General features: G+C 75.0%; 10 protein-coding genes. 9 read left to right on the top strand and 1 reads right to left on the bottom strand.

The window, feature by feature from the left end; all coding sequences use genetic code 11:
* The coding region (locus ACQKM2_RS02490) for a pyridoxal-phosphate dependent enzyme (RefSeq protein ID WP_427705682.1) at window positions 1-644 on the top strand (644 nt) is incomplete at its 5' end.
* Here the strand turns inward: ACQKM2_RS02490 and ACQKM2_RS02485 are convergent.
* Window positions 607-1,554: a methionyl-tRNA formyltransferase gene (locus ACQKM2_RS02485; RefSeq protein ID WP_427705680.1), complete on the bottom strand. Its 948-nt coding sequence runs from the start codon at window positions 1,552-1,554 to the stop codon at window positions 607-609. The genes ACQKM2_RS02490 and ACQKM2_RS02485 overlap by 38 nt on opposite strands.
* Window positions 1,555-1,826: 272 nt before the next feature.
* Between ACQKM2_RS02485 and ACQKM2_RS02480 the strand changes: the two genes are divergently transcribed.
* The 8 genes from ACQKM2_RS02480 to ACQKM2_RS02445 all read left to right on the top strand — a co-directional run bounded on the left by ACQKM2_RS02480 (window position 1,827) and on the right by ACQKM2_RS02445 (window position 21,952).
* Window positions 1,827-3,185: a lysine N(6)-hydroxylase/L-ornithine N(5)-oxygenase family protein gene (locus ACQKM2_RS02480; protein ID WP_427705678.1), complete on the top strand. Its 1,359-nt coding sequence runs from the start codon at window positions 1,827-1,829 to the stop codon at window positions 3,183-3,185.
* Window positions 3,186-3,208: 23 nt separating this feature from the next.
* Window positions 3,209-4,270 carry a FecCD family ABC transporter permease gene (locus ACQKM2_RS02475; RefSeq protein ID WP_427705676.1) on the top strand — a complete coding sequence of 354 codons (1,062 nt, stop codon included), beginning with the start codon at window positions 3,209-3,211 and terminating at the stop codon, window positions 4,268-4,270.
* A complete protein-coding gene (locus ACQKM2_RS02470) occupies window positions 4,267-5,328 on the top strand; it encodes a FecCD family ABC transporter permease (RefSeq protein ID WP_427705674.1) in 1,062 nt (353 codons plus the stop codon). The genes ACQKM2_RS02475 and ACQKM2_RS02470 overlap by 4 nt, the downstream gene beginning before the upstream one ends.
* A 38-nt stretch (window positions 5,329-5,366) precedes the next feature.
* Window positions 5,367-6,218 (top strand): ABC transporter ATP-binding protein, encoded by an 852-nt coding sequence (locus ACQKM2_RS02465; protein WP_427705672.1) that lies wholly within the window; start codon window positions 5,367-5,369, stop codon window positions 6,216-6,218.
* Window positions 6,219-6,320: 102 nt separating this feature from the next.
* Window positions 6,321-7,433, top strand: a complete 1,113-nt coding sequence (locus tag ACQKM2_RS02460) for an iron-siderophore ABC transporter substrate-binding protein (protein ID WP_427705670.1) — start codon at window positions 6,321-6,323, stop codon at window positions 7,431-7,433.
* The gene (locus ACQKM2_RS02455; protein WP_427705668.1) at window positions 7,430-9,238 is read left to right on the top strand and encodes an ABC transporter ATP-binding protein; all 1,809 of its coding nucleotides are present in this window, start codon (window positions 7,430-7,432) and stop codon (window positions 9,236-9,238) included. The genes ACQKM2_RS02460 and ACQKM2_RS02455 overlap by 4 nt, the downstream gene beginning before the upstream one ends.
* 44 nt (window positions 9,239-9,282) lie before the next feature.
* A complete protein-coding gene (locus ACQKM2_RS02450) occupies window positions 9,283-20,265 on the top strand; it encodes an amino acid adenylation domain-containing protein (RefSeq protein WP_427705666.1) in 10,983 nt (3,660 codons plus the stop codon).
* Window positions 20,252-21,952 carry an ABC transporter ATP-binding protein gene (locus ACQKM2_RS02445; protein WP_427705664.1) on the top strand — a complete coding sequence of 567 codons (1,701 nt, stop codon included), beginning with the start codon at window positions 20,252-20,254 and terminating at the stop codon, window positions 21,950-21,952. Before ACQKM2_RS02450 ends, ACQKM2_RS02445 begins: the two co-directional genes overlap by 14 nt.
* The last annotated feature ends 105 nt before the right edge of the window (window positions 21,953-22,057 follow it).

The following is a 22,057-nucleotide window of genomic DNA, read 5'->3' as shown; positions in this document are numbered from 1 at the left end:
TCTCCGCGTACGTGGTCTTCCTGCTCGGCATGGGCGGCGTCCGCTGGGACCAGACGGTGCCCGACCGGATCGCCCTCACCCTCGTCGGCGGGGTCGGCTCGGGGGCCTCAACCGGCGCCCTCGCCCGCTACCTGCGCGCGGGTCCGGGCGGGAGCGCGGACGTGGAGCTGGTCGGCGTACAGCCGTACGGCAGCGTCACCTTCGGCGCGGAGCACGTCAGCGACCCCGAGATCATCATTGCGGGCATCGGCAGCTCCATCCCCTTCGGCAACGTGGCGCACGAGCTGTACGACACCCTGCACTGGATCTCCTTCGACGCGGCCCTCGCGGGCGGCGTCGACCTGCTGCGCCGGCACGCGGTCTTCGCGGGGCTGTCCGCCGGAGCCGGCTACCTGGCTGCCCGTCACGAACGCGGGCGCGCCCCGGAGCGGACCGTCGTCTTCGTCGCGGCCGACACCGGCCACCGCTACGTCGACTCCGTCTACGCCCGCCACCGCGAGGCCGCCCCCGTCGAAGACCTCGTACCGCGCGAGGTCACCGCCGCGGGGGAGCTGTCCCTGCCGTGGTCGCGCATGCGGTGGAACCGCCGGCCGGACCCCCGGGGGGTCAGGGCGTGCGGGTCAGGTAGCCGCCCATGGAGGTGAAGTACTCGGCCGCGGGCAGTTCGCGGCCGTCCTCGGTGCGTACGCGGGTGATGGCCAGGCCGTGATTGCGGCCGGTGGCGGCGTCGGCGCCGGCGACGATCACCACGCCGTCGCCCTCGCGGTAGAAGATCCGGCCGGGCGTCCCGCCGTACCGGGCGGAGGAGACCCTGGCGGCCAGGACCTCGACGCGCCGGCCCCGGTGGAAGGTGAAGGCGCTGGGGTACGGGTCGGACTGGGCGCGGACCAGGCGTTCGAGGTTCTGGGCGGGCCAGGTCCAGTCGATGCGGCCGTCCTCGACGGAGCGCTTGTGGAAGAAGCTCGCCTGCGAACGGTCCTGGCGGGTGAACTCCCGCTGCCCGGAGGCGATCAGGCCGAGCGCGCCGATGGTGACCGGGGCGATCAGGTCGACGGTCTTGTGGAAGAGGTCGGTGGCGGTGTCCTGCGGCCCCACGGGGACCGCCTCCTGCCGCACGATGTCGCCGGCGTCGAGCTCGTCGTCCATCATGTGCGCGGTGACGCCCACTTCGGTCTCCCCGTTGATCAGGGCCCAGATCAGCGGGGAGAAGCCGGCGTACTTCGGGAGCAGCGAGTCGTGCACGTTCAGCGTGCCGTGGCGGGGCAGGCCGAAGACGCGCGGGGGGATCCAGGTCCGCCAGTTGTTGGCGACGATGACGTCCGGGTCGGCCGCCTTGAGGCGCTCGAACAGCTCCTCGTCGTCGGGCCGGTTGCGCAGCAGCACCGGGACGCCGTGCTCCTCGGCGAGGTCGGCGACGGAGTCGCTCCAGATCTTCTCGTAGACGTGCTCGCTCCGGGGATGTGTGACGACCAGCACCACGTCGTGTTCGGAGTCCAGGAGGGCTTGCAGGGTGCGGTGGCCCCACGTCTGGTAGCCGAACATGACGACCCTCATGGAGTTCCTCCTCAGCGCGGGGGGGTTGACCGCCGGTCAGTTAAGCAAGGCTTACCTAAGCGCGCAACGGGGCGCATTGGGGGGCGTGTTGGTGTCCGCGCGCTCCCGTCGACCCGGTCCGGCCCCTCGACAGCCCCGATAAAATCAGCTTAGCCTTACCTAAGTTCCGGGCCGGAACCCGGTCGGCGGGCCCCTTCCCGTACGTCCCCATTGCTCGACCAACGGCCGCCGCGCGGCGCTGCGGCCGCCCCCCCCCGCACGATGGGAGTGACATGGCACAGGCTCGTCCCGGCGACGCCCCTCCGATCCACGACCTCGTAGGCATCGGCTTCGGGCCGTCGAACGTGGCCATGGCGATCGCGCTCAGCGAGCACAACGCACGCGCCGGCAGACAGGACGCGGTCACCGCCCGGTTCTTCGAGGTGCAGCCGCGCTTCGGCTGGCACCGGGGCATGCTCATCGACGACGCCACCATGCAGGTGTCCTTCCTCAAGGACCTGGTGACCCTGCGGAACCCGGCCAGCGGCTTCAGCTTCCTGTGCTACCTCAAGAGCAGGGGCCGGCTGGTCGACTTCATCAACCACAAGAGCCTCTTCCCCCTGCGGGTGGAGTTCCACGACTACCTGGAATGGGCCGCGGCCCAGGTCGACGACATGGTCTGCTACGGCCACGAGGTCGTGGGCGTGACCCCCGTCCTGTCGGACGGGGTCGTGGAACACCTCGACGTCACCGTCCGCTCGGGCGAGGGGCTCGCCCTGCACCGTGCCCGCAACCTCGTCATCGGCACCGGGCTGCGCCCCCTGATGCCGGACGGCGTGGAACGCACGGAGCACGTCTGGCACACCTCCGAACTGCTCACCAGGGTCGAGGAGATGGCGGGGGCCGCGCCCTCCCGGTTCATCGTCGTGGGCGCGGGACAGAGCGCCGCGGAGAACGTGGCCTACCTGCACCGCCGCTTCCCCGGGGCCGAGGTCTGCGCCGTCTTCACCCGCTACGGCTACAGCCCCGCCGACGACAGCGGCTTCGCCAACCGGATCTTCGACCCCGAGGCGGTCGACGAGTTCTTCACCGCCCCCGAGGACGTCAAGCGCGGCCTGATGGACCACCACCGCAACACCAACTACTCCGTGGTCGACATCGACCTGATCGACGACCTGTACCGGCAGATGTACCAGGAGAAGGTCCTGGGCACCGAACGCCTGCGCTTCCTCAACGTCTCCCGGCTGACGGAGGTGAAGGAGGACCCCGGCGCCGGGGTGCGGGCCACCGTGCGGTCCCTGGTCACCGGCGAGGAGACGCCCCTGGACGCCGACGCCGTGGTCTTCGCCACGGGCTACCGGCCCGCCGACCCGCTCGGCCTCCTCGGCGAGGTCGCCGACCGCTGCCTGCGCGACGGGGAGGGGCGCGTACGCGTCGGACGCGACTACCGCATCGGCACCGACCCCGGCGTGCGCTGCGGCATCTACGTGCAGGGCGGCACCGAGCACACGCACGGCATCACCTCCTCCCTGCTGTCCAACACCGCCGTCAGGGTCGGCGAGATCCTCGACTCCCTCCTCGGCCGGAGCCCCGGATCCGGCTCCGGCGCGGCCCGGACCGTCGCGGACGGCACCGGCAGCACCGCCCGCTAGCGGAAGGGACGGCGTACTCGGACATGGGCACGAGCACGGTGGAACGCCGGGCGGCCGGGGGCGCCTCCCGGGCGCCGCGCCGACGGCGGGTGGCGGGGCCGGGCGCGCTGGTGGCGGTCCTGCTGGCGGCCGCCCTGGTCTCGCTGGCCGTCGGCGCCCGCGCGCTGACCCCCGCGGAGGTCTGGCAGGGCCTGTTCGCCGCGCCGGACCCCGACCCGCGGCTCACCGAGATCAGGCTCATCGTGCAGACCGTACGGGTGCCCCGGACGGTGCTCGCGATCGTGGCGGGCACCGCCCTGGGGGCCGGCGGGGCGCTGATCCAGGGGTACACGCGCAACCCGATCGCCGACACGGGCCTGCTGGGGGTGAACTCCGGGGCGTCGTTCGCCGTGGTGACCGTCATCGCGGTGTTCGGGCTCGGCAGCCCGTTCCAGTACGTCTGGTTCGCCTTCCTGGGGGCTGCCGTGGCCGGGGCCGTCGTGTTCGGGCTGGCGAGCATCGGGCGGGGGGCGGGCAGTCCGCTGACCCTGGCGCTGGCCGGGCAGGGGGTGACGGTGTTCCTCGCGGCGATGACCACGGCGGTCGCGCTGTCCGACCAGGCGTCGCTGAACGCGCTGCGGTTCTGGAACGCGGGCTCCGTGTCCGGGGCCGGCTTCGACGTCATCCGGCCGGTGGCCGCGTTCGTCGCGGCCGGGCTGGTGCTGGCCCTGGTCACCCTGCCCGCGGTCAACCTGCTGAACCTGGGGGACGACGTGGCGCGCGGGCTCGGCGTGAACATCCCGCTCGTCCGGAGCGCCGGCATCGTCGCGATCACCCTGCTGGCGGGCGCGGCGACGGCGGCGTGCGGCCCCATCGCGTTCCTCGGCCTGATGGTGGCCCACGTCGCCCGGTACCTGACCGGGCCGGACTACCGCCGGCTGGTGCCGTACGCGGGCCTGCTCGGCGCGATCGTCCTGCTGGTCTGCGACATCGCGGGACGGCTGGTGGTGCGGCCGGGCGAGCTGGACGCGGGGATCCTGGTCGCCCTGCTCGGGGCGCCGTTCTTCGCGGTGCTGGTGTGGCGCGGAAAGCTCAAGAGCACGTGAACGGGGCGGACGTGAGGCAAGTGGTGGCGCCGGGTGTGCGGCTCGGCGGGGTGTCGTTCGTCTGGCGGCCGTGGATCGCGGCGGTCACCCTGCTGCTGGCCGCGGCGGTCTTCCTGCTGGGCTGCCTGTCCATCGGCGTGGGCGAGTTCCCCATCGCCCTGCCGCAGGTGATCGCCACCGTGCTGGGCGGCGGCGAACGGGTCGACCAGTTCGTGGTCATGGACCTGCGGATGCCGAGGGCACTGGCCGGGCTGGTCGTGGGCGTCGCCCTCGGGGTGTCCGGGGCGATCACCCAGTCCGTCGCGCGCAATCCGCTGGCCAGCCCGGACATCCTGGGGATCACCGGGGGCGCCGGCATGGTGGCGGTCTTCCTGGTCACGGTCTCCGGAGGGGCCGCCGCGGCGGTCGCCGACTCGGTGGGCCTGTCGGCCGCGGCGCTCGCGGGCGGGCTCGGTGCGGGCCTGCTGGTCTACTTCCTGGCGTGGCGGCGCGGGATCGACGGCTTCCGGCTGATCCTGATCGGCATCTCGGTCAGCGCGGTGACGGAGGCGGTCACGACCTGGCTGCTGGTCACGGCCGACATCAGGGACGTGGCCCGGGCGCAGGCGTGGCTGGTCGGCTCGCTGGACGGCCGCTCGTGGGGCGAGGTCCGGGTGGCGCTGTGGTGCACCCTCGTGCTGCTGGGGGTGGTGGCGTGCGCGGCGTTCCAGTTCAAGCCGCTGCACCTGGGCGACGAGGTCGCCGCCGGGCTGGGCGTGCGCCACTCCGCCGTACGGGCCGTGCTGCTGCTGTGCGCGGTGCTGCTCGCCGGTGTCGCGGTGAGCGCGGCGGGCCCGGTTCCGTTCGTGGCGCTGGTGGCTCCGCAGGCGGCGATGCGTCTGGCGAGGTGCCCGACACCGCCGTTGGCGGCCTCCGGGCTGGTGGGCGCGCTGCTGCTGATCGGGGCGGACCTGGTCGCCCGTACGGCGCTGCCCGTCACCCTCCCCGTCGGCGTGGTCACGGCCGCGGTCGGCGGACCCTTCCTCGTATACCTGCTGGTGCGGGCCAACCTCCGCTAGCCGGCACACATTCGGGCACACACGGAACAGGGGGACCAGTGGCAGCGGAGCACGACACCGGGGGCGCCGGCGGGGCCGGCGGCGCCTCCCGGCTGGCCGCCAGGGGGGTCACGGTCGGGTACGGGGGCCGGAGCGTCATCGAGGACCTCGACGTGGAGATCCCGGCCGGGGTGGTCACCACCATCATCGGCCCCAACGGCTGCGGCAAGTCGACCCTGCTGCGGACCCTGTCGAGGCTGCTCAGGCCGACCGGCGGGACGGTGGTGCTGGACGGCGAGGACATCGGCCGGCTGCGCACCAGGGACGTGGCGAAGAAGCTCGGCCTGCTGCCGCAGGCACCGGTCGCGCCGGACGGCCTCACGGTGTCCGACCTGGTCGCCCGGGGCCGGCACCCGCACCAGGGCTGGCTGCGGCAGTGGTCCTCGGACGACGCCGCCGTGGTGGAGCGGGCGCTGGCGATGACCGGGGTGTCCGACCTGGCCGACCGCCCGGTGGACACCCTCTCGGGAGGGCAGCGCCAGCGCGTGTGGATCTCGATGGCGCTGGCCCAGGGCACCGACCTGCTGCTGCTCGACGAGCCGACCACCTACCTGGACCTGGCGCACGCGATCGACGTCCTCGACCTGGTGGACGACCTGCACGAGGGCGGCCGCACGGTGGTCATGGTGCTGCACGACCTCAACCTCGCCACCCGCTACAGCGACAACCTCGTGGTGATGAGGGCCGGTTCGGTCCTGGCGCAGGGGCACCCGTGCGAGGTCGTCACCGCCGGCCTGCTGCACGAGGCGTTCGGCCTGCGCGCGGAGGTCATCGAGGACCCGGTGGGCGACCGCCCGCTCATCGTCCCGATAGGCCGCGCGCACGTGCGGCGCGGCCCGGCCCGGACATAAGTACGGGCCCAAGTAAGGCTAGGCTCCCCTTGGTTGGGGCGCTAGGGTGTGGCTGCCTCCGGGCGGCACTGCAATGGACGGCACAAGAGCAAGGGATTGCGGATGCTCCTCCAGCGAACTGCCCCACGCACGGCACCGGGCACGGCCCCGCGTACGAAACCGCGCACGGCACCGCGTACGAACCCGTGGCGGCGGCCGGCCGCCGCCCTGTCCGCCGCGGCCCTCGGGGCCGCCCTCCTCGCCGGATGCGGCTCCGGAACCGCCGACCCGGCCCCCGGGAAGGCGGACGGCGCCCCCGCCGCCGCGGCCGGCACCTTCCCCGTCACCGTGGAGCACGCGTTCGGCACCACCGAGGTCACCAAGGCCCCCCGCCGGGTCGTCTCCGTCGGCTACACCGACGACCAGGCCGTCCTGGCGCTCGGCATCAAGCCGGTCGGCATGGTCGACCAGTACCCCAACCCGCCGGGCACGAGCCCCGACGTCAACACCCAGTGGCCCTGGGTGAAGGACAAGTGGGGCGACACCCGCCCCGAGGTCGTCATGAACAACGGCGACACCGGCCCGAACTACGAGAAGATCGCCGCCCTGCGCCCCGACCTGATCATCGCCGTCTACTCCGAGATCGACCGCGCCGCCTACGACAAGCTCTCCAGGATCGCCCCCACGGTCGGCCGCACCAAGGCCGAGAAGGAGCCGTTCAGCGCCCCCTGGCAGGACAACGCCGTCCACATCGCCAAGGCCCTCGGCCAGGAACGCAAGGGCGCCGCACTGGTCAAGGGCATCCAGGACCGGCTCGACGCGGCCCGCGCCGCCCACCCCGAGTTCGCGGACCGGAAGGCCGTGGCCCTGTCCTGGTACAAGGACGCCGCGGCGCCGTTCACCACCACCGACGTCCGCGGACGGCTGGTGACCGGCATCGGCTACCAGGGGCAGACCGAGATCGACAAGATCGCGGACGGCAAGTTCTTCACCGTGCTCTCCCCGGAGCGGATGGACCTGATCGACGTCGACCGCATCTTCGTCATCAACGACAAGGCGGACCAGGAAGCCCTGAAGAAGTCCGAGCTGTTCGCCAACCTCAAGGCCGTCAGGAACGGAAAGGTCTCCTACCTCCTGGACAGCGAGGGCCCGGCCGTCGGCGCCGCCATGTCCCAGGGCACCCTGCTCTCCCTGCCCTACGCCATCGACGAACTCGTCAAGTCGGCCGGGCAGTGACTGCCACCGCTACCGGCCCCGACACCCGCCCCGCCCCGTCGGCCCTGCTCACCACGACGGGCCGCGAGGCCGCCCGCTGGGTCGCGGCCCACTGCCGCGACCGGCCCTGGCTGACCTCCGCCACCGTGCTCACCACGGTGGCGGGGGCCGCCCTCCAGGTGCTCCCGCTGCTGCTGGTCGGCCGGGTGGTCGACGCGGCCGCCGCCGGCGGCCCCCGCTCGGTCCTGTTCACCACCGGGGCGGTGATGGCGGCCGCCGCACTGCTCGGCGCGGTCGCCGCCGCCCTCTCCACGTACCTGGTCGGACGGCTCGGCGCGGACCTCCTCGCCCGGCTCCGCGAGGGCGCCGTCCGGGCCGTCCTGGGCATGCCCAGCACCCGCATCGAGCAGGTCGGCCGCGGCGACGTCCTCTCCCGGGTCGGCGACGACGTCGCCGTGCTGTCCCGGGGCATCCGCTCGGCCGTGCCCACGGTGTTCTCCGCCGGCGTCCTCGTCGCCATCGCCACGGCCGGCATGTTCGGCCTGGACTGGCGGCTCGGCCTGGCCGGCACCGGCGCGCTGCCCGCGTACGCGCTCGCCCTGCGCTGGTACCTGCCCCGGTCCGCCCCGCTCTACCGCAGGCAGCGCGCCGTCCAGGCCGACCGGGCCCAGGCGCTGATCAGCGGGCTCGACGGGATCGACACGGTCCGGGCCTACCGGCTCGAAGGAGCCGTCCGCGAGAAGGTCACCGCCGAGTCCCGGCGCGTGCGCGACCTCGGCATCGAGGTGTTCCGGCTCTTCGGCCGCTTCGTCGGCCGGGAGAACCGCGCCGAGTTCATCGGACTGGTCCTGATCATCCTGGTGGGCTACGCCCTGCTGGAGGCAGGCGCCGCGACCCTGGGCGAAGTGGCGGCGGCCCCGCTGGTGTTCCACCGGCTCTTCACCCCGCTCGGCTCCATCATGTTCACCTTCGACGAGGCGCAGAAGTCCGGCGCGAGCCTGACCCGGCTCGTCGGAGTGCTCGGCGAAGGCGCCGCCGGCCGGCTCGTGGGCGCACCGGCCGTCGCACCCGCGGAAGCCGGCCCCCACCCGGTCACCGTCAAGGGCCTGACCTTCACCTACCCCGGCGCCGAGCAGCCGGTGCTGCGGGACGTCGACCTGGCGATCCCGGCGGGCGGCTCGCTCGCCCTGGTCGGGGCCACGGGCGCCGGCAAGTCCACCCTGGCCGCGCTCGTCGCGGGCATCGGCACCCCCCAGGCCGGCTCCGTGCACATCGGCCCGACCGACCTCGCCGACCTCGACGAGGCCGGCGCCCGGGCCCTGGTGAGCATCCTGACCCAGGAGACCCACGTCTTCTCCGGGACCCTCGCCGACGACCTGCGCCTCGCCGCACCCGGGGCGTCCGACGCCGAACTGACGGCCGCCCTGCGCACCGTCGGCGCCCACGAGTGGGCCGAGTCCCTGCCCGACGGGCTGGACACCCCGGTCGGCGAGGGCGGCGAGCGCCCGGACGCCACCCTGGTCGCCCGGATCGCCCTCGCCCGGCTGGTGCTCTGCCGCACGCCCGTGGTGGTGCTCGACGAGTCCACGGCCGAGGCGGGCAGCGAGGGCGCCGCCGGACTGGAACGGGCCGTGCGCGCCGCCTGCGCGGGCCGCACCACCCTGTTCGTGGCCCACCGGCTGACCCAGGCGGTGGCGGCGGACCGCATCGCCGTACTGGACGCGGGACGGGTGGCCGAACAGGGCACCCACGAGGAACTGGTGGCCCTGGGCGGCCGGTACGCGGACCTGTGGCGGGCCTGGCGCGAGGGAAGCCGGCCCACCTGACCCGGTGGGCCGCCGTATGGAAACCGAAGGGGCGTTGTTCCTTGATGACCGAACCGACCGCGCGTCTCGTACGGCTGTCCCCCACCCGGCTCGCGGGTGTCCGCCGACGGGCCGGCGACCACGGCGACAGGACCATCACCACGGCCTGCGCCATCGGGCTGGCGTACTGGGCGACGGGCCGCGGCCCCGACGGCACGCCACTCACCCCCGGCACCCCCTTCACCGACCTCCTCGCCCTGGCCGGCAGCGGCGCCGCCGCCCCGCCCGCGGGCTGGGAGGTCGGCGCGGACGGCCGGAGCATCACCGTCCCCGCAGGCGTCGGACGGGCCGACGCGCAGCGGGCGCTGGACGACCTGGCCGACTTCCCGGCCCGCCCCCTCGGCACCATCGGACCGGGCGGCGCCGCCGAGCGCGCCCGCACCCTGGCCGCGTGGAACGACACCGGGGCCGAGCGGGACCGCCCGACCCTCGTGGAGATGTTCCGCGAACAGGCGCGGACCAGGCCGGACGCCGTCGCCGTCGTGGACGGGCACCGGTCGCTGACCTACCGCCGGGCCGCGGAACTGGCCGCCCAGCTGGCCCACCACCTGACCGGGCGCGGCGTCACCGCCGAACAGGCCGTCGGCATCTCCCTGCCGCGCTCCGCCGACATGGTGATCGCCCTCCTCGGAGTGCTCCAGGCGGGGGCCGCGTTCGTGCCCCTCGACCCGCAGTGGCCGGCCGCGCGCCGGGCCGCCGCCATCCAGGACGCCGGCGTCGTCCTCCAGCTCAACGACTCCGGTGAACACGACCCCGCCGAACCGGAGGCGGTGGCCGTCGACCTCGGCGACTGGGCCTTCGCCGCCCAGCCCTGCGACGGGCCCGCGACCCCCGTCCCCGGCGCCGCACTCGCCTACGTGATCTTCACGTCGGGGTCGACCGGCCGGCCCAAGGGCGCGATGATCCGGCACGAGGCCATCAGCGAACGGCTGCTCTGGCAGAGCCGGGAGGTCCTCGGCTTCGGACCCGACGACGCCTCGCTGTTCAAGGCCCCGCTCTCCTTCGACATCTCCGTCAACGAGATCTTCCTGCCGCTGGTCACCGGCGGCCGGCTGGTGGTCCTGCGGCCCGGCGGCGAACGCGACCCGCACCACCTGCTCCGCGTCATCGCCGAGCAGCGCGTCACCTTCACCTACCTCGTCCCCTCCGTGCTGGACGTGCTCCTGGAGATCGCGGGCGACTCCGGGCGGCTCGACAGCCTGCGGCACGTCTGGTGCGGCGGCGAGGTCCTCACCCCCGAGCTGTACGAACGCTTCCGCGCCCGGCTCGGCATCCCCCTGTACCACGGCTACGGCCCGGCCGAGACGACCATCGGCGTCTCCCACGTCGTCTACCGGGGCGCCGCCGAACGCCTCACCACCTCCATCGGCCGCGCCAACCCCAACACCCGGCTGTACGTCCTCGACGGGGAACTGCGTCCCGTCCCCGCCGGCGTCGGCGGCGAGCTCTACGTCGGCGGCTTCCTCCTCGGCCGCGGATACGCCGGCGCGCCCGGCCTCACCGCCTCCCGCTTCGTCGCCGACCCCTTCGCCGCCGACGGCTCCCGGCTCTACCGCACCGGCGACCTCGCCCGGTACGCCCCGGACGGCTCGCTGGACTTCCTCGGCCGGGCCGACAACCAGGTCAAGATCCGCGGCATGCGGCTGGAGACCGAGGACGTCGAGGCCGGCCTCGCCGAACACCCCGAGGTCCGGCACACCTGCGTCGTCGCCCGCAAGAACGCGGCCGGCGCCACCCACCTCGTTGGCTACGTCATCCCCGTCGCCGGAAGCGAACACCTGCGGGCCGACGAGGTCAGGGACTGGGCCGCCGCGCACATGGCCGAGTACATGGTCCCCGCCCGCGTCGTCGTGCTGAAGGAGTTCCCCCTCACCGCCAACGGCAAGATCGACCGGGACGCGCTGCCGGAGCCCGAGACCGCGGCCGGCCCGCTCCTCGCACCCGCCACCGAGAACGAACGCCTGGTCTGCGCGGCCGTCGCGGCCGTGCTCCGGCTCGACGAGGTCGGCGTGGACCAGGACTTCTTCCGGCTCGGCGGGGACAGCCTCCTGGCGATCTCCCTGCTGAGCGCCCTGCGCGAGGCCGGCCTGCACGTCAGCGCCCGGCAGATCTTCACCCACGGCGTCGTGCGCGACCTGGCGGCGGTGGCCGGACGCGCGGGCGCCGCCCCCGCGGACGACGCCGCCACCGCCACCGGCCCCGTGACCGGATCACCGGTCGTGCGGTGGCTCGGCGAGACCACCGACGCCGTCGACGGCTTCGTCCAGTCGGTGGTCCTCGACACCCCCGCCGAGCTCACCGCCGAAGCCCTCGACCGGATCCTGACCGCCGTGCTGCGGCGGCACGACATGCTCCGCGCCCGCCTGGTCCGCGGCCGCCACTGGGGCTTCGACGTCCCGGACGCCGACCGGGCCCGCGCCCGCTGGGAGGAGAGCGACCGGCCCCTCGACGCGTGCGTGGCGCTCGCCACCGCCGGGCTGGACCCGGAGGGCGGCGTGATGCTGCGCGCCGTCTGGCGCCGCGCGGCCCGCCAACTGGTCCTCGTCGTCCACCACGTGGTGGTCGACGGGGTGTCCTGGCGGATCCTGCGCGACGACCTCGCCACGGCCTGGCGGCAGACGGCCGCGGGCGACCCCGTCGAACTCCCCCCGGTCGCCACGTCGTTCCGGCGCTGGACCCGCCTCCTGGAACGGGCCGACTTCGCCGCCGACCGGGACCACTACCGGCGGCCGCTGCCCGGACCCGACGCGCCGCTCGGCCGGCGCCCCCTGACCGGCGCCGACACCGTCGCCCGGGAGCGGGCGGCCACCGTCACCGTCGGCCCCCAAAACACGGCCGCCCTGCTCGGCACGGTCCCCGCCCGGTTCCACACCGGCGCGGGCCCCGTCCTGCTCACCGCCCTCGCCGTCACCCTCGCCCGGTGGCGCCGCCGGCTCGGGCAGGACCAGACGTACGCCCACGTCGAACTGGAGGGCCACGGCCGCGAGAGCGGCCTGCTCGCGGACACCGCCGGATCCGAACCCGACCTGTCGCGCACCGTCGGCTGGTTCACCACCCTCTTCCCCGTCACCGTGGACCCGGGACCCGCCACCGACCCCACCGCGCCCGCGTACCTGGCCGCCGCGCTCAAGGCGGTCAAGGACGACCTCGCCCGCGTCCCCGGCAACGGCCTCTCCTACGGGGTCCTGCGCCACCTCGCCGGCACCTCCTTCGACGCCCCCGCCCCCCAGGTGCTGTTCAACTACCTGGGCCGGTCCGGCGCCGGAACCCCCGGAGACTGGGAACTCTCCGGCACGACCAGCCAGTTGGGGGAGCGGCGCGACCCCCGGATGCGGCTGCCCCGCGCCCTGGAGTTCAACGCCGTCGCCGAACCGGACCCGGCCGGCGGCCACCGGCTGGTCACCACCCTCACCTGGCCCGAGGGGATGTTCACCGACGAGGACGTCACCGCCCTCACCGGCTGGTTCGGGGAGGCCCTCACCGGACTGGCCGCCCTGGCCCCGCTCGGCCTGGGCGGCCACTCGCCCGGCGACTTCCCCCTGGTGGCGCTCACCCAGGCCGACGTGGACGCCCTCGACGGCCCCGCCCTGCGGGACGTCCTGCCGCTCACCCCGCTCCAGGAAGGCCTCTACTTCCACTCCGTCTTCGACGACGACTCCCCGGGCAGCTACGTCGAGCAGCAGCTGCTGACCCTGGAGGGCGACGTGGACGCCGCCCGGCTCGGGGCGGCCGCCACCCGGCTCCTCGCGCTCTTCCCGAACCTGGCCGCGCGCTTCACCGGCCTCGCCGACGGCCGGGTGGTCTCCGTCCTGGAGAACGGCGCCGACGCCCCCTTCACCACCCTGGACCGGCCCGGCGCCACCGCCGAGGAGATCGGCGCGTACGCCGAGCGGGACCGCCGCGCAGGCTTCGACCTGGCCACCGGCCCGCTCATGCGGTACACCCTGATCCGCACGGCACCGGGACGCAGCGTCCTGGTGCAGACCGTCCACCACCTCGTCGCCGACGGCTGGTCCGTGCCGCCGATGCTCCGCGCCCTGCTGGCCGAATACCACGCGCCGGGCAGCGCGCACCCGCGCGACGGATTCACCGACTACGTACGGTGGCTGGCCGGGCGCGACCAGGACGAGAGCGACCGGGTGTGGGACGAACAGCTCGCCGCACTGCCCGGCCCCTCGCTCGTCGCCGAAGGACACACCCCCTCCGACCGCTTCGCCGACGCCTTCGCCGACGCGCACGGGGACCCCGACGGGGCCGCCCGCGCCGCCGGCGTCCCGCTCAGCGCCGCCGTGCACAGCGCCTGGGCGCTCACCCTCGGCGGCCTCCTGCACGGCACCGACGTGGTGTTCGGCTCCACCGTCTCCGGGCGCGACTCAGGCCTGCCCGGCATCGAGGACATGGTCGGCCTGTTCATCAACACCGTCCCCGTACGAGCCCGGTGGACCGCCGCCACCACAGCCCGCGAACTCCTCGGCTCCGTGCGCGGACACCAGGGCGCGGTCCTCGCCCACCAGCACGTCTCCCTGGCGCGCATCACCCGGCGGGCCGGAGCCGGGCCGCTCTTCGACACCCTGGTCGTCTTCGACGTCGCCGCCGACCCGGCCGCCCTGCGCCGCCCCGGCCACACCCTCGCCGTCACCGCCGTCGCAAACGAGGGCGCCCCGCACTACCCCCTCACCCTCGTGGTGGAACGCCCCGGCGGGGGCCGCCCGCGCTTCAACCTGATCCACGACCGCGCACTGCTGGGCGAGGAGGACGCCCGCGCCCTCCTCGACACCTTCAACCACACCCTCACCACCCTGCTCACCCACCCCGACACCCCCGTCGCCGGCCTGGCCCCCGCCGGCGGGGCCCGGCTCCCCGCCGCGACCGCCCGCACGACCCTCGGCGCGCTCTTCGACGCCGCCGCCCGCCGGGACCCGGCGGCGACCGCCGTCACCCACTGCGCCCTCGACGGCACCACCCGCTCCCTGACCTACGGCGAACTGGCCGCCGCCCGGCGGGAACAGGCCCGCGTCCTGCGCGCCGCCGGTGTCCGGCCGGGGGTACGGGTCGCCATCGCCCTGCCGCGCGGCCCGGAACAGGTCACCGCCGTGCTCGCCGTCGTCGGCGCGGGCGGCGCGTACGTACCGCTGGACCTCGCCCACCCGGACGAACGCCTGGAGTTCGTCCTCGCCGACGCCGCCCCGCAGGCCGTGGTCGTCGACGCCGGGCAGCGGGAGCGCCTCGCCCGGCTGCTGGACCGGGCGGGCGTGACGGCCCGGCTGCTGGTGCCGGGGGAGGAGCAGGCGCCGCAGGACACCGCCGGACCCGCCCCGGCGGCGGGCCCGCACGACCCCGCGTACGTGATCTACACCTCGGGCTCCACCGGCAGGCCCAAGGGCGTCGTCGTCACCCACGCCGCCGTGGCGGCCCTGCTGGCGAACACCTGGCACGACCTGGACCCCGCACCGGACGACGTCTGGGTGCAGTTCCACTCGTACGCCTTCGACTTCGCGGTCTGGGAACTGTGGGGCGCGCTCGCCCACGGCGGCGAACTCATCGTCCCGGACCACGCGCTGACCCGCTCCCCGGCCGACTTCCACCGGCTGGTCCGCGAGCGCGGGGTGACCGTCCTCAACCAGACCCCCTCGGCCTTCCACCAGTTCACCGAGGCCGACCGGCAGGCCGGCTCCCCGCCCACCGCACTGCGCCGGATCGTCTTCGGAGGGGAGGCCCTGGACCCCGCCCGGCTGCGCGGCTGGGTCGAACGCCACGGCACGGACGCACCCGAGCTGGTCAACATGTACGGGATCACCGAGACCACCGTCCACGTCACCCACCGGCGGCTGACCGACGCGGACTCCGGCCGCGACGACGGTGCCTCCCCCATCGGGACCCCGCTCCCCGGCCTGGCCGTCCACCTGCTCGACGACCGGCTCCGGCCGGTGCCGCCCGGCCGGACCGGAGCCGTCTACGTGGCCGGCGGCCAGCTCGCCCTCGGCTACCTCGGCCGGCCGGGGCTCACGGCCGGCCGCTTCGTGGCCGACCCCTTCGCCGGCGACGGCTCCCGCATGTACCACACGGGCGACCTCGCCCGCCGCACCCTCGGCGGCGGGCTGGAGTTCACCGGCCGCGCCGACGACCAGGTCCAGCTCAAGGGCTACCGCATCGAACCCGGCGAGGTCGAGGCCGCGATCAGGGAACTCGACGGGGTGACCGACGCGGCCGTCACCGTGGCCGGCGGCGACCACCTCGTCGCCCACGTCGTCGGCCGGCTCCCGGGCGGCCCCGACGCCCTCGTCCGCGCGCTCTCCGCCCGGCTGCCCGCCCACATGGTGCCCGCCCGGGTCCTCACGGCCGACGCCCTGCCGCTGACCGTCAACGGGAAACTGGACCGCGCGGCCCTGACCGAGCGGGCCGAACGCCCGCAGGAACTCCCGGCGGCCCCGGCCGGCCCCGCCCTGGCCGCCCTGGTCGCCGTCTTCTCCGACACCCTGCCCGGCACCGCCGTCGACGCCGACAGCGACTTCTTCCGGGCCGGCGGCGACAGCATCCTCGCCATCACCGTCGTCAACCGGGCCCGGGCGCTGGGCCACCCGATCACCCCCCGGGAGGTGTTCCTGCACCGGACCCCGCGCGCCCTCGCCGAGCACCTGGCCGCCGCCACCCCGGGGACGCCGCGCGCCGCCGTCCCCGCCCCCGACTCCGCCTCCGACCCCGCCCCCGACTCCGCCTCAGCCTCCGCTCCCGCCCAGGACGAAGGCCCGCTGCCCCCCACCCCGATCCTCCTGCGCCAGCGCGAACTGGGCGGCTCCCTCGCCCGGTTCGCCCAGGCCCGGACCCTCACCGCCCCCGAGGGCACCGGTCCCGCCGATGCCGAGCGCGCCGCGAACGCCGTCGTCGCGGCCCACCCCGTCCTGCGGCTGCGGCTGAGCACCGCGCACGGGGTGTGGTCCCCGAGCACCGGACCCGCCCGCCCGGTGGAACTCGCGACGACGGACACCGCCGACGCGGAGGCCGCCGCGAACGAGGCCGCCGGACGGCTCGACCCCGCCACCGGCGACGTCGTCGCCTTCACCTGGCTGGAGCCGACCCGGACCCTGGTGGTCACCGCGCACCACCTCGCCGTCGACGCCGTGTCCTGGCTGGTCCTGCTGGACGACCTGGCCGCCGCCCTGCGCGGCGCCCCGACCGCCCCGCCGACCACCTCCTACGCCGAGTACGCGCGGGCACTCGCCCACGGCACCGCCGACGGCCCAGGGGACCCCGGACACTGGATCCACACCCTCCAGGCGTCCCCGCTCCTGCCCGGCGGGCCGTCCGGCCGACGCGTCACCACGGCCGTGCTCCCGCCCGCCACCGCCGACGTCCTCACCCGCAGCGCCCCCGACGCCCTCGGCACCGGCCCCACCGAGCTGCTGTGCGGCGCCCTGCGCGCCGCCCTGACCCGGATCCAGCCGGTGCCCGCCGACCTCGCCGTCGACCTGGAGCGGCACGGCCGGGACCCGGTGCTGCCCCACCACGACTACACCCGCACCGTCGGCTGGTTCACCTCCATCGCCCCCGTACGCCTCACCCCCCACTCCGACCCCGTCGCCGCCGCCCGCGAGGCCGCCGGGCGCCGGCCCGACGCGGCGGCCCACCTCGCCTACGGACGGCTGCGCCACCTCGACCCGCAGACCGCCCCGCTGCTGGCCGCCGCCGGCACCCCGCAGGTCCTCCTCAACTACCTCGGCCGGAGCGGCGAGTCGCAGGTGCCGCGCATCACCGGCGGCGCGCAGGACAGCCCGTACGCCGTGGAGGTCAACGCCTGGACCGACGCCGCCACCGGCGGCCTGCACGCCGAGTTCACCCTCGCCGACGGCGTCCCCGACGAGATCACCCGGCACTGGCTGGACGCCCTGGAACACCTCGCGGACGCCGCCCGGACGGCCGAGCGCACGGCGCCGGTCACCCCGCTCCAGCGCGGCCTGTACTTCCAGGCGCAGCTGGGCGGCCCGGCCGGACACTACGTCGCACAGAGCTGGTTCACCTTCGACCGCCGCCTCGACCCCGGCGCCCTCGCCGACGCCATGGCCTGGGTGACGGCACGCCACCCCGCCGTCGGCGCCGGCTTCGCCACCGACGACGACGGCAACCCGGTCCAGGTCCTCGCGGCGGGCCGGCGCGTCCCCGTACGCACCCTCTCCCTCACCACGGACGCGGAGGTCGAGGCCCTCCTCGCCTCCGACCGCGACACCGGGTTCGACCCCGGCGAGCCGCCGCTGCTCCGGCTGACCGTGGTGCGCCTGCCCGGCGGCCGCGACGGCCTGCTGCTCAGCTACCACCTGCTGCTGTGGGACGGCTGGTCCCGCGAGACCGTGCTGCGCGACCTGTTCGACGCCTACGAGGCCGCCCTCGCAGGGACCCTCACGGCCCCCGCCCCCGCCCGGCCCGGCTTCGAGGAGTACGCCCGGGACCTCGCCGCCCGGGACCCCGCGGCGGCGGAGCGCTTCTGGGCCGGGCACCTCGCCGGCCTCACCGGCCCGACCCTGCTCGCCGGAGCCGCACCGGCCCTCGCCGACGGCCTGCCCCGCACCCTCGTCGACACCCTCTCCGCCGAGCGCTCGCAGCGCCTGCGGGACGCCGCCCGGGCACACGGCGTCACCCTGAACGCCTTGCTGACCGGCGCGTTCGGCCTGCTGCTCGGCGCGCGCACGGGCCGCGCCGACGCCGTGTTCGGCGCGACCGTCTCCGGCCGCGAGGGCGAGGGCCTGTCCGGCATCGTCGGCGTACTCCTCAACACCGTGCCCGTGTGGACGCGCCCCCGGCCGGCCGCGACCGTACGCGAGTACCTGGCGGACGTACAGGCGGCGCGGGTCGCCGCGATGGACCACGAGCACCTGGGGCTCGGCGAGATCCAGCGGGCCGGCGGCCACGACACCCTCTTCGACAACCTGTTCGTGCTGCAGAACTTCCTCGACGCGGACGCCTTCGCCGCGATGAACACCCGGCACGGCATCACCGCGGTGCGCGCCGACGACTCCACCCACTACCCGTTCACCTGGGTCGTCACCCCGGGCGAACGCCTCACCGTCAAGCTGGAGTACCGCGACCACGACACGCCCGCCGCACGCCGCCTCCTCGACGACTACCTGCACGTCCTCGACGACCTGGCCCGCGCCGAAGGACCCGTCGGCGCCCTGCCCGGACTCGGCCCCGACCCCGTGGCCGGCGTCCGCACCGCCATCGGCACGGACACCGTCGTCGACCGGTTCGACCGCGCGGCGGACCGCCACCCGGAGCGGGTCGCGCTCGTCGCCCACGGCCGCGAGATGACCTTCGGCCGGCTCCGGGACCACAGCCGCCGGGTCGCCGGGGTCCTCGCCCGGCGCGGCATCGGCCCCGAGAAGACCGTGGCCCTCGCCGTCCCGCGCTCCCTCGACTCGATCGTGGCGCTGTTCGCCGTGCTGCGCACCGGGGCCGCGTACGTGCCGCTGGAGCTCGACCACCCCGACGAGCGGATCGCCGCCGTCCTCGCGGACGCCCGCCCCGACGCGGTGCTCACCGTGAGCGCCGTCGCCCCCCGGCTGACCGGCGACCTGATCGAGCTGGACCGGCCGCTCCCCGACACCGGGCCGCCTTTCGTGACGTTCGCACCCGGGGACCCGTACCGGCTGCGGCACCCCGCGTACACGATCCACACCTCCGGATCCACCGGCCGGCCCAAGGGCGTGGTCACCGAGTACGCAGGGCTCACCAACATGCTGCTCAACCACCAGCGCCGGATCTTCGAACCCGTCCTCGCCGAACACCGGCACCGCACCTTCCGCATCGCCCACACCGTGTCCTTCGCCTTCGACATGTCGTGGGAGGAGCTCCTGTGGCTCGCCGACGGCCACGAAGTGCACGTCTGCGACGAGGAACTGCGCCGCGACGCCCCCCGGCTGACCGCCTACTGCCTCGAACACCGCATCGACGTCGTCAACGTCACCCCGACGTACGCGCAGCAGCTGGTCGCCGAAGGCCTCCTCGACGACCCGGAGCGCCGCCCCGCACTGGTGCTGCTGGGCGGCGAGGCCGTCACCCCGGCCCTGTGGCAGCGGCTCGCCGACACCCCCGGGACCGCCGGCTACAACCTGTACGGGCCCACCGAATACACCATCAACACCCTCGGCGTCGGCACCTTCGAATGCCAGGACCCGGTGGTCGGCGTGCCCATCGACAACACCGACGTGTACGTCCTCGACCCCTGGCTGCGGCCGCTGCCCGACGGGGTGCCCGGCGAGCTGTACGTGTCGGGCACCGGCATCGCCCGCGGCTACCTCGGCCAGCCCGGCCAGACCGCGCACCGCTTCGTGGCCTGCCCGTTCGGCGCGTCCGGCGAACGGATGTACCGCACCGGCGACCTGGTGCTGCGGCGGCCCGACGGGAACCTCGCCTACCTCGGCCGCACCGACCAGCAGGTCAAGATCCGGGGCCACCGCGTCGAACCCGGAGAGGTCGAGGCCGCGTTCACCGCGCACCCCGCGGTCCGGTTCGCGGCCGCCGTCCCCCAGCCCGACCCCGGGGCCGGCGGAGGTCACCGGCTGGCCGCGTACCTCGTCCTGGAGGACGGGGCCGAACTGGCGGCCGTCGCCGCCGAGGTGTGCGCCGCGCTGCCGGACTTCCTGCGCCCGTCCCACTACGCGCGCGTCGAGGGCATACCGCTGACCGTCAACGGGAAGGCCGACACCGGGGCGCTGCCGGAGGCCAGGCCGCTCGGCTCGTACACCACGGAGGGGGAGCGGGGCCCGCGTCCCGGGACCGAGACCGTGGTCTGCGCGTACTTCGCGGAAGCACTGGACCTGGACGACGACGAGGTGAGCGCGGTGGGCGACTTCACGTCCCTCGGAGGGCACTCCATGCTGGCGGTGCGGCTCATCGGGCTGCTCCGCCGCGAGTACGGTCCCGTCATCACCGTCCGAGACCTGTTCACCCTGCGCACCCCGGAAGCGATCGCCCGACACCTCGATGAACACTCCTGACCCGCGGGAGCCGCGCACGGGCTCCGACATCCTGCGCACCGCGCTGCGCCGCAACCTCGGCGCCATGGCCCGGGGCACCGTCCTCATGGGGCTGTACCAGGCGGGCGAGACCGCCTTCCCCATCGCGCTCGGCCTGATCGTCGAACTCGCGCTGCGGGAGCGCAGCCCGGGCGCGCTCGTCCTGTCGGTCGCCGCCCTGGCCGTGATCATCACGACCGTTTCGCTGTCGTGGCGGTTCGGCATGCGCGTCCTGCAGAAGGCCAACACCACCGAGGCCCACCGCTGGCGGGTCCGCGTCGCGGACTGCGGACTCCAGCCGGTGGCCCGGGACACCGGACTGAAGTCCGGCGAGGTGCTGACCCTCGCCACCGAGGACGCCGACCAGACCGCCGACATCATCGAGGTGGTGCCCCTGCTGATCAGCTCCCTCGTCGCGGTCCTCGTCGCGGCCGCCGCACTGGGCCTGGCCGACCTCCGCCTCGGGCTGCTGGTCATCGTCGGCACCGTGGCGATCCTCTCGGTCCTGAGCGTGCTGTCCCGGCGGATCGGCGCCGGCACCCGGGAACAGCAGGCCAGGGTGGCGCGCGCGGGCGCCAAGGTCGCCGACCTGATCACCGGCCTGCGCCCGCTGCACGGCTTCGGCGGCAACCACGCGGCGTTCCGCTCCTACCGGAAGGTCAGCACCGAGGCGAGACGGCAGGCGGTCGCCGTCGCCCGGGTCAACGGCGCGTACGCGGGCACGGCCCTCGCCCTCAACGCGGTCCTCGCCGCCGCGGTGACCCTCACCGCCGGCGGGCTGGCCTTCGAGGGCGCCATCACCATCGGCCAGCTCGTCATGGCCGTGGGGCTCGCGCAGTTCGTCATGGAGCCGCTCAAGCTGTTCTCGGACATGCCGAAGTACGTGATGACGGCCCGCGCCTCCGCCGAGCGCATGGCCCTGCTGCTGGCCGCGCCCCCGGTGGCCGTCCCGGGCGCGGACCGCCCGGCCCCCGGATCGGACCTGGAGGTCGACGGCGTCCGCCACGGAGCCCTGGACGGGCTGCGGTTCCGGGTGCCGGCGGGGGAGTTCGTGGCGATCGCCGCCTACCAGCCGCGCGCCGCCGCCGACCTCGCCTCGGTGCTGGCCCTGCGGGTGCCGCCGGGCGCGTACGAGGGAGCCGTGCGGCTCGGCGGGCGGGACGTCGCCGGGCTGTCGGTGGACGCGGTCCGGGCGCAGCTGCTGGTGAACCCGTACGACGCGGAGGTCTTCGCGGGCACCCTCCGCAGCAACATCGACCCCTCGGGCACCAGCGCGAAGGTCCCCGAGGCCGTCGGGGCGTCGATGCTGGGCGATGTCGTCGCCCTGCACCGCGAGGGCCTCGACCACCCCGTCCGCGACCGCGGCGCGAACCTCTCCGGAGGCCAGCGCCAACGCCTCTCCCTGGCCCGGGCGCTGGCCGCCGACAGCGAGATCCTGGTCCTGCACGACCCGACGACGGCCGTCGACGCGGTCACCGAACAGCTCATCGCGCGGGGTGTCGCGGAGCTGCGCCGGGGCCGCACCACGGTCGTGATCACCAGCAGCCCGCCGCTCCTGGACGCCGCGGACCGGGTCCTCGTCCTGGACGGCGGTGTCATCACCGCCGAGGACACCCACCGCAACCTGCTGGCCGGCGACGCCGACTACGGGCGGGCCGTGGCCCGTTGATTTGGGGCGTGGTCTGCGGGGCTGGGGGTTTGGGGCGTGGTCTGTGGGCCTGTGGGTTTGGGGCGTGGCCTGTTGGCCTGGGCCGTGGCCCGTTGGCGCGGGCCC

The sequence above is a fragment of the Streptomyces sp. NPDC004126 genome, assembly GCF_050275515.1.
Classification (GTDB): Bacteria; Actinomycetota; Actinomycetes; order Streptomycetales; family Streptomycetaceae; genus Streptomyces.
The sequence above is the reverse complement of the archived record's forward strand: the minus strand, read 5'-3'. Positions and strand labels throughout refer to the sequence as shown.